Annotated in this window: 9 protein-coding genes; all 9 read left to right on the forward strand. The window is 71.9% G+C overall.

Annotation, left to right across the window (positions count from 1 at the left end):
* Positions 1 to 95 precede the first annotated feature (95 nt).
* The 9 genes from CGL27_RS35975 (at position 96) to CGL27_RS36015 (ending at position 12,899) form a co-directional block, all read left to right on the forward strand.
* Positions 96 to 1,745 carry a hypothetical protein gene (locus CGL27_RS35975; protein WP_119991920.1) on the forward strand — a complete coding sequence of 550 codons (1,650 nt, stop codon included), beginning with the start codon at positions 96 to 98 and terminating at the stop codon, positions 1,743 to 1,745.
* A 559-nt stretch (positions 1,746 to 2,304) separates the two neighbouring features.
* Entirely contained in the window at positions 2,305 to 3,147 is an 843-nt protein-coding gene (locus CGL27_RS35980; RefSeq protein WP_119991921.1) for a nitrilase-related carbon-nitrogen hydrolase, read from the forward strand.
* Positions 3,144 to 4,535: an aspartate aminotransferase family protein gene (locus CGL27_RS35985; protein WP_240450747.1), complete on the forward strand. Its 1,392-nt coding sequence runs from the start codon at positions 3,144 to 3,146 to the stop codon at positions 4,533 to 4,535. The genes CGL27_RS35980 and CGL27_RS35985 overlap by 4 nt, the downstream gene beginning before the upstream one ends.
* Entirely contained in the window at positions 4,532 to 5,935 is a 1,404-nt protein-coding gene (gene hydA / locus CGL27_RS35990; RefSeq protein ID WP_119991922.1) for a dihydropyrimidinase, read from the forward strand. The genes CGL27_RS35985 and hydA overlap by 4 nt, the downstream gene beginning before the upstream one ends.
* Positions 5,936 to 5,949: 14 nt before the next feature.
* Complete coding sequence (locus tag CGL27_RS35995; protein WP_078640358.1) at positions 5,950 to 6,951, forward strand: TIGR03842 family LLM class F420-dependent oxidoreductase; 1,002 nt, start codon at positions 5,950 to 5,952, stop codon at positions 6,949 to 6,951.
* Positions 6,952 to 7,268: 317 nt separating this feature from the next.
* Positions 7,269 to 8,306 (forward strand): methyltransferase, encoded by a 1,038-nt coding sequence (locus CGL27_RS36000; RefSeq protein WP_119991923.1) that lies wholly within the window; start codon positions 7,269 to 7,271, stop codon positions 8,304 to 8,306.
* A gap of 102 nt (positions 8,307 to 8,408) precedes the next feature.
* On the forward strand, positions 8,409 to 9,899 hold the full coding sequence (locus tag CGL27_RS36005; RefSeq protein WP_119991924.1) for an MFS transporter: 1,491 nt from the start codon (positions 8,409 to 8,411) through the stop codon (positions 9,897 to 9,899).
* Positions 9,900 to 10,613: 714 nt separating this feature from the next.
* Positions 10,614 to 11,441 carry an inositol monophosphatase family protein gene (locus tag CGL27_RS36010; protein WP_119991925.1) on the forward strand — a complete coding sequence of 276 codons (828 nt, stop codon included), beginning with the start codon at positions 10,614 to 10,616 and terminating at the stop codon, positions 11,439 to 11,441.
* 45 nt (positions 11,442 to 11,486) lie between these two features.
* Positions 11,487 to 12,899 carry an NAD(P)/FAD-dependent oxidoreductase gene (locus CGL27_RS36015; protein WP_205587804.1) on the forward strand — a complete coding sequence of 471 codons (1,413 nt, stop codon included), beginning with the start codon at positions 11,487 to 11,489 and terminating at the stop codon, positions 12,897 to 12,899.
* Positions 12,900 to 12,957 lie beyond the last annotated feature (58 nt).

Consider the following 12,957-nt stretch of genomic DNA (forward strand, 5'->3'; position numbering starts at 1 on the left):
AAGCGCTCGTAGCGCAGCCGTAACCGATTCCGTAACACGCAGGGTGTCGAATGCGTGGCCTTGGGCCGTGCATCGTCCGAGGGGGAGGGGAGGCCATGGCGAGCGGGCAACTCCCGGCCGAGGCCGAGGAGTTCGCGAGATGTCTGCGGGCGCTGACGAGGCGGCTGGACGCGGGGACGGGCTGGTACGGCGTCTTCGCCCTGCGCGACCCCGAGGGGCTGCGGGCCTGTCTCGACGGCCTTGAGGTGCCGCCGTGGGACGTCGTCCAATCCCTGCTGCAGGACCTCTCCACCCAGCGCGGCGTCGGGACCGCCCAGGAGGCGGCGGCCCGCGCGGCGACCCTCTACCGTGCCTCGGTCGCGGCCCACGACGCCGGACCCGGCAGCCGCGAGGCGCTCCGGGACCGCCTGGACGGCATGCTCCGCGAACAGCGGAACGCCGACCGTCGCGAACGCGACCTCCAGGCGGCGTTGTCCGCCGCCGAGGCCGCGGCCGACCGCGAACGCCTCGGCGCGGAGCTGGCCTGGGCCCACGACGACTGGCGTCGTGCGACGGCCCGCACCGAAGAACTCCACGCCCGCCTCACCGCCCTCGGGTCCCGCCCCTCCCATCCACCGGCCCCGGAGCCCGTGCCCCCCGCCGCGCCGACCCCGCCGACGGACCCCACCGCGCCTGCCCCGGCGCCTTGGCCGACGGCCCCGGTGGGCCCCACGCCGACCGCGCCCGCCCCGGCGCCTTGGCCGACGGCCCCGACGGACCCCATCCCGACCGCACCCGCCCTGGCGCCCCGGCCGTTGGCCCCGACGGCGGGGCCCATGGCACCGGGTACCTCCGCGTCTGGTGTGGGTTCGGGCGCGGACGCGTCTTTCGAGCCGCCCGTGGGCCGGGAGCCCATGCCGCCTGCGCCTGCCGCTGCCTCCCCTCGGCCGCGCGGGGCGCGGTTCGCTGGGGTCGAGGAGGTGGGCACGGCGCCGAGACCTCGCGGGGCGCGGTTTGCCGGGGCCGGAGGCGGGGGCACGGCGGCCCCGCCGCCGTCCTCGCCTGCCCCGCCCTCGGCGGAGAGCGGGAGTGAAGTCACCGCGACCCCGCGCGGTGCTCGGTTCGCCGGGGCGTACGACGGCGAGGGCGGCGGCAAACGCCGTAGGCGGGACAAGGCGGCGGACGATGGGCGGCGGCTTGCCCGGGAGGCGGCGGAGCGCGCCGCCGCGCGACGTGCCGCTCAGGAGGCCGTCGCACGGCTCGGCCGACTCCGGGCGGCAGGCCGATCCGGCGAGGCCCATGTGGTGCTGTGCGAGGCCGCCGCCTGGCCCGCCCCACGGTTGCCCGTCCTCGCGGAGGAGCTGGAGCGCGCCGGACTCGGGGCCGATGTGTCCACGCTGCTGTGGGAGATGGCGTGTCTGCCGCCCGCACGGCTCGCCGCAGCCGCCGAAGCGCTGGTCGCGGCGGACCGCGAGGCCGACGGCGAGCGGCTGCTACGGCAGAGCGTTTCGCGCCCCGTCCCCGAGGTGGCCCACACCACCCAGGCGCTCCTCGCGGCGGGCGCCCCTTACAGGGCGGTGTTTCTGCTGGAGGCGCTGGTGCGGGCCCGTGCGCCGGAGGAGGTGGTGCGGGCGGCGGCAGAGGACCCCGCCACGCTGGTGCCCCTGCTGCTCGATGCTGCCGCCGGTGTGTCCTCCAGCAGTCACCACGATCTCGCCCATGCGCTGCGCGCCGCTGGGCTGCCGGGCGTACCCGGTCTGGCGTGAGCCTGAGCTCCGGGTGGCGCTCGTGGTTGGGTGCGGCGCCGTTTCGCGCCTTCGGCGCATTTGAGCAGCGGCGGCGGTGATGGTGGGCGCGGCGCCGCTGCCGGGCGCCGGGCCGGTGGGTGTGGGCCCCGGTGGCGGCCTCCCTGGCCGAGGGCTGGGGTCGGCGCCGGACAGCCGAGGGGGGGTTGGGGTACCCCTCCTGAAAACGTTTGACAAATTAGTTGCTTCAGATCAGGCGTTTTTTTCGGGGGGTACCCAGAGGGGCCGTTAGCCCGAATGGGTCTCAACTCCGGATTGCGAGAGCCGCCGCCCAGGTCCACCCAACCGGCCCGGCGGTCGGCGACGCGGCCCGCGCCCTCCACTCCCGCCGCCGCTGCTCATTTGCGCCGGAGGCGCGAGACGAAACCCGCACCCATCCGCTCACCCCGCAAGCCGATAAAACAGGAAACGTGATCGTCTTCGTTGAGTAACGGCGGCGGTATTGCCAGAGTGGTCAGTGCGCTCTTACGTTCTTCAAAGCCGGATTCTACGTGCGTAGACATAGGTTGAGGAGCTGATCATGGCCAACCTCGTACGTGCCGCTCTCGTCCAGGCCACCTGGACCGGCGATACCGAATCGATGATCGCGAAGCATGAGGAGTACGCCCGGCAGGCGGCCGCGCAGGGCGCCAAGGTGATTGGCTTCCAGGAGGTGTTCAACGCGCCGTACTTCTGCCAAGTGCAGGAGGCGGAGCACTACCGGTGGGCGGAGCCGGTGCCGGATGGGCCGACCGTGCAGCGGATGCGGGAGCTGGCGCGGGAGGCCGGCATGGTGATCGTGGTGCCGGTCTTCGAGCTCGAGCAGTCGGGCTTCTACTACAACACCGCGGCCGTGATCGACGCGGACGGCAGCTATCTGGGCAAGTACCGCAAGCACCACATCCCGCAGGTCAAGGGGTTCTGGGAGAAGTACTACTTCAAGCCGGGGAACGTGGGCTGGCCGGTGTTCGACACCGCCGTGGGCAGGGTCGGGGTGTACATCTGCTACGACCGCCACTTCCCCGAGGGCTGGCGTGCGCTGGGCCTGGCCGGGGCGCAAATCGTCTACAACCCCTCGGCCACCTCCCGTGGGCTGTCGGCCTACCTCTGGCAGCTCGAACAGCCCGCCGCGGCCGTCGCCAATGAGTACTTCATCGCCGCGATCAATCGCGTCGGCATCGAGGAGTACGGCGACAACGACTTCTACGGCACCAGCTACTTCGTCGATCCGCGCGGCCAGTTCGTCGGCGACGTGGCCAGCGACAAGGAGGAGGAGCTGATCGTCCGTGATCTCGACTTCGGTCTGATCGACGAGGTCCGGCAGCAGTGGGCGTTCTACCGCGACCGGCGCCCCGACGCCTACGAGGGGCTGGTGAAGCCATGAGCAACAGCAGCGACGCCGTGAGCAGCAGCGATGCCGTGAGCAGCAGCGATGCCACGGGCAGCGGCGATGCCAACCGCGGCACCCTCGCGGCCCTGCACACCCGGCACCAAGCCGTGCTCCCCGACTGGCTCGCCGTCTACTACCAGCGCCCCATCGAGATCACCCACGGCGAGGGCCGCCATGTCTGGGACGCCGAGGGCAACCGCTACCTCGACTTCTTCGGCGGCATCCTCACCACCATGACCGCGCACGCCCTCCCCGAGGTCACCAAGGCCATCAGCGAGCAGGCGGGCCGGATCCTGCACACGTCCACGCTCTACCTCGACCGGCCCATGGTCGACCTCGCCGAGCGGGTCGCCACCCTGTCCGGCATCCCGGACCCGCGGGTCTTCTTCACCACCTCCGGCACCGAGGCCAATGACACGGCCCTGCTGCTCGCCACCACCTACCGCCGTTCCAACCAGATCCTGGCGATGCGCAACAGCTACCACGGCCGCTCCTTCTCGGCCGTCGGCATCACCGGCAACCGCGGCTGGTCGCCGACCAGCCTGTCCCCGCTGCAGACGCTGTACGTGCATGGCGGGGTGCGCACCCGGGGGCCGTTCGCCGGGCTGTCCGACGGGGAGTTCATCAAGGCGTGCGTCGCCGATCTCGAGGACGTCCTCGGCCAGGCGCACGGCAATGTCGCCGCGCTGATCGCCGAGCCGGTCCAGGGCGTCGGCGGTTTCACCTCGCCGCCCGACGGGCTGTTCGCCGCCTTCCGCGAGGTGCTCGACCGGCACGGCATCCTGTGGATCACCGATGAGGTGCAGACGGGCTGGGGCCGCACCGGCGACCACTTCTGGGGCTGGCAGGCACACGACCGCTCCGGGCCGCCCGACATCCTCACCTTCGCCAAGGGCATCGGCAACGGCATGTCGATCGGCGGTGTCGTCGCCCGCGCCGAGGTCATGAACTGCCTGGGCGCCAACTCCATCTCCACCTTCGGCGGCAGCCCCATCACGATGGCCGCCGGTCTGGCCAACCTCACCCATCTGGTCGAACACGATCTGCAGGGCAATGCCCGCCGGGTCGGCGGGCTGCTGATCGAGCGGCTGCGCGCGGCCTGCGCCGGTCTGGACACCGTGCGCGAGGTCCGCGGCCGGGGGCTGATGATCGGCATCGAGCTGGTCGAGCCGGGCACCGGCGACCCGTACCCCGAGGGCGCGTCCGCCGTTCTGGAGGCCGCCCGGGAGGGCGGGCTGCTCATCGGCAAGGGCGGCGGGCACAACAGCAGCGTGCTGCGGATCGCCCCGCCGCTCAGCCTCACCGTCGCCGAGGCCGAGGAGGGCGCGGAGATCCTCGAGGCCGCCCTCAAGACCACCCGGTCCGGAAGGAGCGTGAGCTGATGTCCCGTACCGTGATCCGCGGCGGGCTGGTCGTCACCGCCGCCGAGGAGACCTTGGCCGATGTGCTGATCGAGGACGGGAAGGTCGCCGCCCTCGCCTCGTCCGGCAGCGCGTACGCCCAGGGCTGGACGGCCGACCGTACGATCGACGCGACCGGCAAGTACGTCATCCCGGGCGGGGTCGACGGGCACACCCATATGGAGATGCCGTTCGGCGGCACCTACGCCGCCGACACCTTCGAGACCGGCACCCGGGCGGCGGCCTGGGGCGGCACCACCACCATCGTGGACTTCGCCATCCAGACGGTGGGCCACGCCCTGCGCGAGGGGCTGGACGCCTGGCACCTGAAGGCGCGGGGCAACTGCGCCATCGACTACGGCTTCCACATGATCCTCTCCGATGTGAACGAAAGCGCGCTCAAGGAGATGGATCTCCTGGTGGGGGAGGGCGTGACCAGCTTCAAGCTGTTCATGGCCTACCCGGGGGTCTTCTACAGCGACGACGGGCAGATCCTGCGGGCCATGCAGCGCGCCTCCGCCAACGCCGGGCTGATCATGATGCACGCCGAGAACGGCATCGCCATCGACGTCCTGGTGGAACAGGCCCTGGCCGAGGGCAGGACCGACCCCCGCTACCACGGTGAGGTCCGCAAGGCGCTGCTGGAGTCGGAGGCGACCCATCGCGCCATCCAGCTCGCCCGGGTGGCCGGCGCCCCGCTGTATGTCGTCCATGTGTCGGCCCAGGAGGCCCTCGCGGAGCTGACGCAGGCACGTGACCTGGGGCTTCCGGTCTTCGGCGAAACCTGTCCGCAGTATCTGTTCCTGTCCACGGACAACCTCGCGGAACCGGACTTCGAGGGCGCCAAGTACGTCTGCTCCACACCGCTTCGGCCCGTCGAGCACCAGGCCGCGCTGTGGCGGGGGCTGCGGACCAACGACCTCCAGGTGGTCTCCACCGACCACTGCCCGTTCTGCTTCACCGGGCAGAAGGAACTGGGCCGGGGCGACTTCTCCAAGATCCCCAACGGTATGCCGGGGGTGGAGCACCGGATGGATCTGCTCCATCAGGCCGTGGTGGACGGCCATATCTCCCGCCGCCGCTGGATCGAGATCGCCTGCGCCACCCCGGCCAGGATGTTCGGCCTCTATCCGCGGAAGGGCACCATCGCTCCCGGGACCGACGCCGACATCGTCGTCTACGATCCGGGGGCCCAGCAGACCCTGTCCGCCGAGACCCACCACATGGACGTCGACTACTCGGCGTACGAGGGCAAGCGAATCACCGGGCAGGTCGAGACCGTGCTGTCGCGCGGTGTCCCCGTCATCGACCGGCGGGAGTACACCGGGCGTGCCGGGCACGGCCAGTTCCTCATCCGCGACACCTGTCAGTACCTCGACTGAGCCAGGGAGCGAGCATGGATTTCGGACTCGTCCTGCAGACCGATCCGCCCGCCTCGGCCGTCGTCGAGCTGATGCGCCGCGCCGAGCGCAACGGCTTCGGCCACGGCTGGACCTTCGACTCCGCCGTGCTGTGGCAGGAGCCGTTCGTCATCTACAGCCAGATCCTGGCCCGGACCGAGCGGCTGATCGTCGGCCCCATGGTCACCAATCCGGGCACCCGCACCTGGGAGGTGACCGCCTCCACCTTCGCCACCCTCAACGAGATGTACGGCAACCGCACCGTCTGCGGTATCGGCCGCGGTGACTCCGCGCTGCGGGTGGCCGGGCGCAAGCCCAACACCCTCGCCCGCCTCGGCGAGGCCATCGACGCCATCCGCGATCTGGCGGAGGGCAGGGAGGCCGTCGTGGACGGCAGCCCGATGCGCATCCCCTGGATCGAGGACAGCAGGCTGCCGGTGTGGATGGCGGCGTACGGCCCCAAGGCGCTCGCGCTGGCCGGGCAGAAGGCCGACGGGTTCATCCTGCAGCTCGCCGACCCCTTCCTGACGGAGTGGATGGTCAAGGCGGTGCGCACCGCCGCCGCCGAGGCCGGGCGCGATCCGGACGCGGTCACCATCTGCGTCGCCGCCCCCGCGTATGTCGGCGACGACCTGGCCTACGCCCGTGAGCAGTGCCGCTGGTTCGGCGGCATGGTCGGCAACCATGTGGCCGACCTGGTCTCCCGCTACGGCGAGCACTCCGGTGCCGTGCCCGAGTCCCTGACCGCGTACATCAAGGAGCGGCAGGGGTACGACTACGCACACCACGGCCGCAGCGGCAATCCGGACACGGCCTTCGTCCCCGATGAGATCGTCGACCGGTTCTGCCTGCTCGGCCCGGCCGAGGCGCATATCGAGAAGCTGGAGCGGCTGCGCGCCCTGGGGGTCGACCAGTTCGCCGTCTACGCGATGCATGACGCGAAGGAGCGCACGCTCGACGCGTACGGCGAGCGGGTCATCCCCGCGCTCACCGGCTGACCGCTCAGTCGCGCACCCGCGCACCCGCACCTGTACGCCCGCGCACCCGTACGCCCGCGCACCGCGCGTCCGCCGGCCGGCCGACCACCGGCCGGCACCCGGGCCTCCCGGGATCATTCGCCGTACCCTTCTCGCGGTTCCGCCTCCCAGCCCGACAAAGGCCCTTTTCCCAAGGAAGGGTCAATTCCGTTTTTTGGGCCCGGAGAACAAAAGACACTCCCGTCCCCTGAAACCTTCGAACATGGCTACAATCACCTCGGATTTTGTGCTCTGATATGCCGTCGGCTGAACGACTCCTTGTCAGAGAAGGGTTGGGCATGACGCAAACCGAGGTACCGATAGAAGTGGAGCTCAGAGGGCTCTACAAGGCCCACTATCGGTTTCAGTTTCTGAGTGCGGGATTCCAGTTGGGGCTCTTCGCGCTGGTGGAGAAGGAGCCCGGCCTGGCCGTACGGGAGATCGCCGCACGGCTGGACCTCAAGGAGCAGCCCACCCGCATCCTCCTTCTCGGTTGTACGGTATTCGGGCTTTTGCGCAAGGACGGCGAGGGTTACCACACCACCCCGCTCTCGAAGCCACTGACCGCGAACTTCGACGAGTCGCCCGCGTCCAACATTCCCTGGGAACAACACGGTATCTACCGGGCGATGGCCTGGTTCTGTGAATCCCTCAAGGAAGACACCAACATCGGACTGCGGCGGGAAATTCCGGGGACGGCGCCCACTCTCTACGGGCGGCTCGCCGAAAATCCCGAGCTGGAGAGCACATTCCACACCATGATGTCGTCGGTGAGCAGGCTCGTGGGCGCCGAGCTGGGGGAGAAGCTGGACCTCTCGGGGTGCGGCCACCTCCTGGACATCGGCGGCGGAACGGCCATCAACGCCGCGAGCCTCGCCGCCCGCTGGCCGGACCTGCGCATCACCATCGCCGATCTGCCCTCCGTGGCGACCGCCGCCAACGAGAAGATCGAGAAGCTCGGGCTGGCCGACCGGGCGCGGGCGGTGAGCCTCGACGCCTTCCGCGACGAGTTCCCGACCGGCTGCGACGGAGTGCTCTTCGCTCACTTCCTGGAGATCTGGTCCCCCGAGCGGATCCAGGAACTGCTCGCCAAGGCCGCCCGCGCTCTCCCTCCCGGCGGCGGGATCTACGTGGTCACCCCGCGCCAGGACGACGACGGCACCGGACCCGAGCGGGCGGCGATGCTGTCCGCCTACTTCCACACCATCGCCTCCGGCGAGGGCATGGTCTACACGGGCGCCGAGTACGAGCAGTGGTTCCGCGCCGTGGGCTTCGAGCCCACCGGACGGCTGCCCCTCGGCGCGGACACCGTCGTGATCACCGGCCGCAAGGCATAGTCCGGAACCAGGCGAGGCACCCCCGGCGGGCGGACCCTTCGATGCGGAGGTCGCAGCGGTCCGTGCGCCGGGGCATGACCCGCCCCGATCAGGAGGCGAACCATGGTCGGCGCCACGAGCCAAGCCACCCCGGGCGACGCGGACGGCGAGGGAGGCGGCCCGCCGCCGCACCACCGCCACAAATGGCTGATCCTGGGGATCTGCTGCATCAGCCTGTTCATGGTGGGCCTCGACACCACCATCGTGAATCTCGCCCTGCCGTCCATCCAGGACGATCTGGACGCCTCGCCCTCGGGGCTGCAGTGGACGGTGGACTCCTACACCGTGGTGCTCGCCAGTCTGCTGATGCTCTCCGGCTCCATGGCCGACCGGTTCGGCAGGCGCCGGACCTTCCAGACCGGGCTGCTGCTGTTCAGCCTGGGGTCGCTGCTGTGCGGGCTCGCCACCGACACCGGTTCGCTCATCGCCTTCCGGATGGTGCAGGCCATGGGCGGCGCCATGCTCAACCCCGTCGCGGTCTCGATCATCGCCAACACCTTCACCGACCTCAAGGAGCGGGCCAGGGCGATCGGGCTGTGGGGTGCGGTCGCGGGGGTGAGCATCGCGCTGGGGCCCGTCGTCGGTGGTGCGCTGGTGGACTCGACCGGCTGGCAGGCCGTCTTCTGGGTCAACCTCCCGGTCGCCGCCCTCGCCCTCGTCCTCACCGCGCTCTTCGTCCCCGAGTCCAAGGCTCCCCGGCCGCGCAGGCTCGATCCGGTGGGGCAGCTCCTGGTGATCGTGCTGTTGGCGACGCTCACGTTCGGCATCATCGAGGGCCCGGTCAGGGGCTGGGGCTCGGCACAGATCGTCGGCTGCTTCACCGTCGCGGCCGTCGCCGCCGCCACCCTCATCCGGTATGAACTCCGCCGCGCCGAACCGCTGCTGGACGTTCGCTTCTTCCGCAGCCCGGCCTTCAGCGGCGCCATCGCCTCGGCGGTGTGCGGTTTCGCCGCGCTCGCCGGGTTCCTCTTCCTCAACGCCCTGTATCTGCAGGACGTACGGGACTTCTCCCCGCTGCACACCGGGCTGCTCACGCTGCCGATGGCGGCCATGACGCTGGTCTCCTCACCGCTCGCGGGCCGTATCGTCGGCGCCCGCGGCCCGCGCGTCCCCATGGTGATCGCCGGAGCGGGTACGGCGGGATGCGGACTGCTGCTGACCCAGGTGGGCGCGGACACCCCGATCTGGTACCTCGTGATCGCCTATGTGGCGTTCGGCATCGGCTTCGGCATGCTCGACGCCCCGCTCACCTACTCGGCCGTGTCCGGGATGCCGCGCTCCCAGGCCGGAGTGGCCGCCGCGGTCACCTCCACCGGCCGCCAGGTGGGGGCGGCCCTCGGCGTCGCCGTCCTCGGCTCGGTCTCCACCGCCCGGGTGCACGGCCCCTTCGCCTCCGGCTTCCCCGAGGCCAGCCATCTGGGCTGGGCGATCATGACGGGCTGCGGTCTCGCCATCGTGACCCTGGGCCTAGTCACGACCGGCGCCCGGGCCCGCGGCCCGGTGGAGCCCAGCCCGGACCCGGCCGCCGGCCGCCCCGCCCAGCGCGTCCGCTGACCCCCTGCCCGACCCCGCGCCCGTTCCTGTGCCACCCCTGGCAGTCGACGGGTCGTCCGCCCCCGGGCCCCGCGCGGTGGCGTGTCCGTTGCCGGGCTCCTGGCGGGCGGCGGCGTGCGCTCGTTCCGGCGCTCGGCAGTGTGCTCGTTCCCGGGCCGGGGGTGTCTGGGAGCGCTGCCGTCCGCGCCCGCGGCGCCCGGCCCCGGGCCCGTTCCCGTGCCGCCCCTGGCGCGCGGTGGCGTGTCCGTTGCCGGGCTCCTGGCGGGCGGCGGCGTGCGCTCGTTCCGGCGCTCGGCAGTGTGCTCGTTCCCGGGCCGGGGGTGTCTGGGAGCGCTGCCGTCCGCGCCCGCGGCGCCCGGCCCCGGGCCCGTTCCCGTGCCGCCCCTGGCGCGCGGCGGCGTGCCCGTACCCGGGCTCCTGGCGCGCGGCGGCGTGCCCGTACCCGGGCTCCTGGCGCGCGGCGGCGTGCCCGTACCCGGGCTCCTGGCGCGCGGCGGCGTGCCCGTACCCGGGCCCCTGGCGCGTGGCGGCGCGCTCGTTCCCGCGCCCGCGCCCGCGGCGCCCCGCACCGCGCCCGTTTCCGCAGGCCGGCGGAGTGAACCGGGATGCCGGTCAAAAAAAAGGGATTTGCGGCGGTCGCTCCCTTCACCTCGATGACACCGTCTGGCAGCCGGTATGCCACCTGCCGTCGCTGAGACATGATTCGATGAACGCATGATCGATGAATTTCTCGCCGGTGATCTCGGCGCGGTGGAGGAGGCGATCCGCACGGCGGTCGCCGACGAGGTCATGCCGCGCTACCGGCAGCTCGCCGCCCACGAGATCGTGGAGAAGAAGGGCCCGCACGACCTGGTGACCATCGCCGACCGGCAGGCCGAGGAGCATCTGACCGGCGCCCTCACCAAGCTGCTGCCCGGCTCCGTGGTGGTGGGCGAGGAGGCGGTGCACGCCGACCCGGCCGTGCTCACCGCCCTCGGCGGCGACGCGCCCGTATGGATCGTCGACCCGGTCGACGGCACCCGGCAGTTCGTCCACGGCGACCCCGGCTTCGCGACGCTGGTCACCCTCGCCCACGGCGAAGAGCTCCTCGCGTCCTGGACCTACGCCCCGGTGTTCGACCAGATGGCCATCGCCCGCCGCGGCGGGGGCGCCCTGCTGAACGGCGAGCCGATCCACTGCGGCTCCCCGGAGCCCGGCGCGGTCCTCCACGTGGCCGTCTCCCACTACGACTTCACCACCGACGCGGAGAAGCGCGCCCTGTCGGGCCTGCAGGTGCCGGGAGTTGAGGTGCGCCCCTGCGGTTCGGCCGGCCTGGAGTATCTGAACGTGGCCCGGGGGCTGCTCGACGCCGTCGCCTTCACCTGGGAGAACGCCTGGGACCACGCCGCCGGTCTGCTGCTGGTCGGCGAGGCGGGCGGGGCGCATGCCACGCTCGGCCGCGAGCCGTTCCGGATCACCGGGGGCAATGCCCTTCCTTTCACGGCGGCCAGGGACGAGGCGGCCGTTGCGCATATCCTGGGCTTGCTGGCCGCCGCCAGCTGATCGTTCCACCGATTCCTCAAGGACGAGGGGGCCGAGGTGCCGTCCATGCTCGACGCGGTCGTTGTGGGAGCCGGGCCGAACGGGCTGACCGCGGCCGTCGAACTCGCCCGCCGCGGCTGTGCGGTGGAGATCTTCGAGGCCGCGGACACCATCGGTGGGGGCTCCCGCACCGAAGAGCTGACCCTCCCCGGTTTCCGGCACGACCCCTGCTCCGCCGTGCACCCCCTCGCCATCGGCTCCCCGGCCTTCGACCGGATGCCGCTCGCCCGGCACGGCCTGGAGTGGCTCCACCCCGAACTGCCGCTGGCCCACCCCTTCCCGGACGGCACGGCCGCGGTGCTGGCCCGCTCGGTCGGCGAGACGGCCAGGTCGCTCGGTCCGCGCGACGCCGGTACCTACCGTCGGCTGATCGCGCCCTACCTGGGCAAATGGGCCACCCTCGCCCCCGATATACTGCGCACCCCCTGGGACGGGGCGCCCCGCGACCCGATCACCTGGGCCCGCTTCGGGCTGCACGCGCTGCAGCCGGTCTCACTGCTCGCCGGGCCGCTGCGCTTCCGTGACGAGAAGGCGCGCGCCCTGTTCACCGGGCTGGCGGGGCACACCATCGCGCCGACCAGCGCGCTGGTCACCAGCGGACCCGCCCTGATCTTCGCCGTCGCGGCCCATGAGGTCGGCTGGCCGATTCCGCGCGGCGGCTCCCAGTCGATCGTGGACGCGCTGGGGGCGTATCTGCGGGAGAACGGCGGCACGATCCACGTCTCGACCGAGGTCAAGCGGCTCGACGAGCTGCCGCCCGCCCGCGCGTACATCTTCGACACCTCGCCGCGCGCCCTGGCCCGTATCGCCGGTCTCGGCAACGCCTACCGCCACTACCGTTACGGGGCCGGCGCCTTCAAAATCGACTACGCGCTGTCCGGCCCGGTGCCGTGGACCGCGCCCGAGGCCCGGCGCGCGGGCACCGTCCATGTCGGCCCCACCTCGGGCGAGATCGGCGCGGCGCTACGGGCCGCCGTCGACGGGCGCGCCCCCTCGGTCCCGTTCCTGATCACCTCTCAGCCGACCCTTCTCGACCCCTCCCGGGCCCCAAAGGGCAAGCACACCTTCTGGGCGTACGGCCATGTGCCCAGCGGGTGGAAGGGCGACGCCACGGAGGTGATCGAGCGTCAGATCGAGCGCTTCGCGCCCGGCATCCGCGATCTGGTCCTGGCCCGCGCGGTGGCCGGACCGCCCGAACTCGCCGCGCGCAACGCCAACTACATTGACGGGGACATCGCCTGCGGCGCCTTCGAGGGCATCCAGGCGGTCATACGGCCCAAGCTCGCCCGCGTCCCGTACGCCACCGCCCACCCGGCGGTCTTCCTGTGCTCCTCCGCCACCCCACCGGGGCCCGGCGTCCACGGCATGTCGGGACACCACGCGGCGCGGGCGGTATGGCGGAGGCTGCGGGCGCGGTAGGGCCCGGACGGAGGCCCAGGCGGAGGTACCAGAAGGAGGTAGGGCCCGGACCGCGGCG

Origin of the sequence: Streptomyces sp. 11-1-2, from assembly GCF_003595545.1 — a bacterium.
Lineage (GTDB): Bacteria > Actinomycetota > Actinomycetes > Streptomycetales > Streptomycetaceae > Streptomyces > Streptomyces hygroscopicus_B.

Bases quoted from the DNA above. Each gene is read 5' to 3' on its own strand.
- CGL27_RS36005 (WP_119991924.1), top strand. From the start codon at position 8,409: ATGGTCGGCGCCACGAGCCAAGCCACCCCGGGCGACGCGGACGGCGAG.
- CGL27_RS36015 (WP_205587804.1), top strand. From the start codon at position 11,487: ATGCTCGACGCGGTCGTTGTGGGAGCCGGGCCGAACGGGCTGACCGCG.
- CGL27_RS36000 (WP_119991923.1), top strand. From the start codon at position 7,269: ATGACGCAAACCGAGGTACCGATAGAAGTGGAGCTCAGAGGGCTCTAC.
- CGL27_RS35985 (WP_240450747.1), top strand. From the start codon at position 3,144: ATGAGCAACAGCAGCGACGCCGTGAGCAGCAGCGATGCCGTGAGCAGC.
- CGL27_RS35995 (WP_078640358.1), top strand. From the start codon at position 5,950: ATGGATTTCGGACTCGTCCTGCAGACCGATCCGCCCGCCTCGGCCGTC.
- CGL27_RS35980 (WP_119991921.1), top strand. From the start codon at position 2,305: ATGGCCAACCTCGTACGTGCCGCTCTCGTCCAGGCCACCTGGACCGGC.
- CGL27_RS35975 (WP_119991920.1), top strand. From the start codon at position 96: ATGGCGAGCGGGCAACTCCCGGCCGAGGCCGAGGAGTTCGCGAGATGT.
- CGL27_RS36010 (WP_119991925.1), top strand. From the start codon at position 10,614: ATGATCGATGAATTTCTCGCCGGTGATCTCGGCGCGGTGGAGGAGGCG.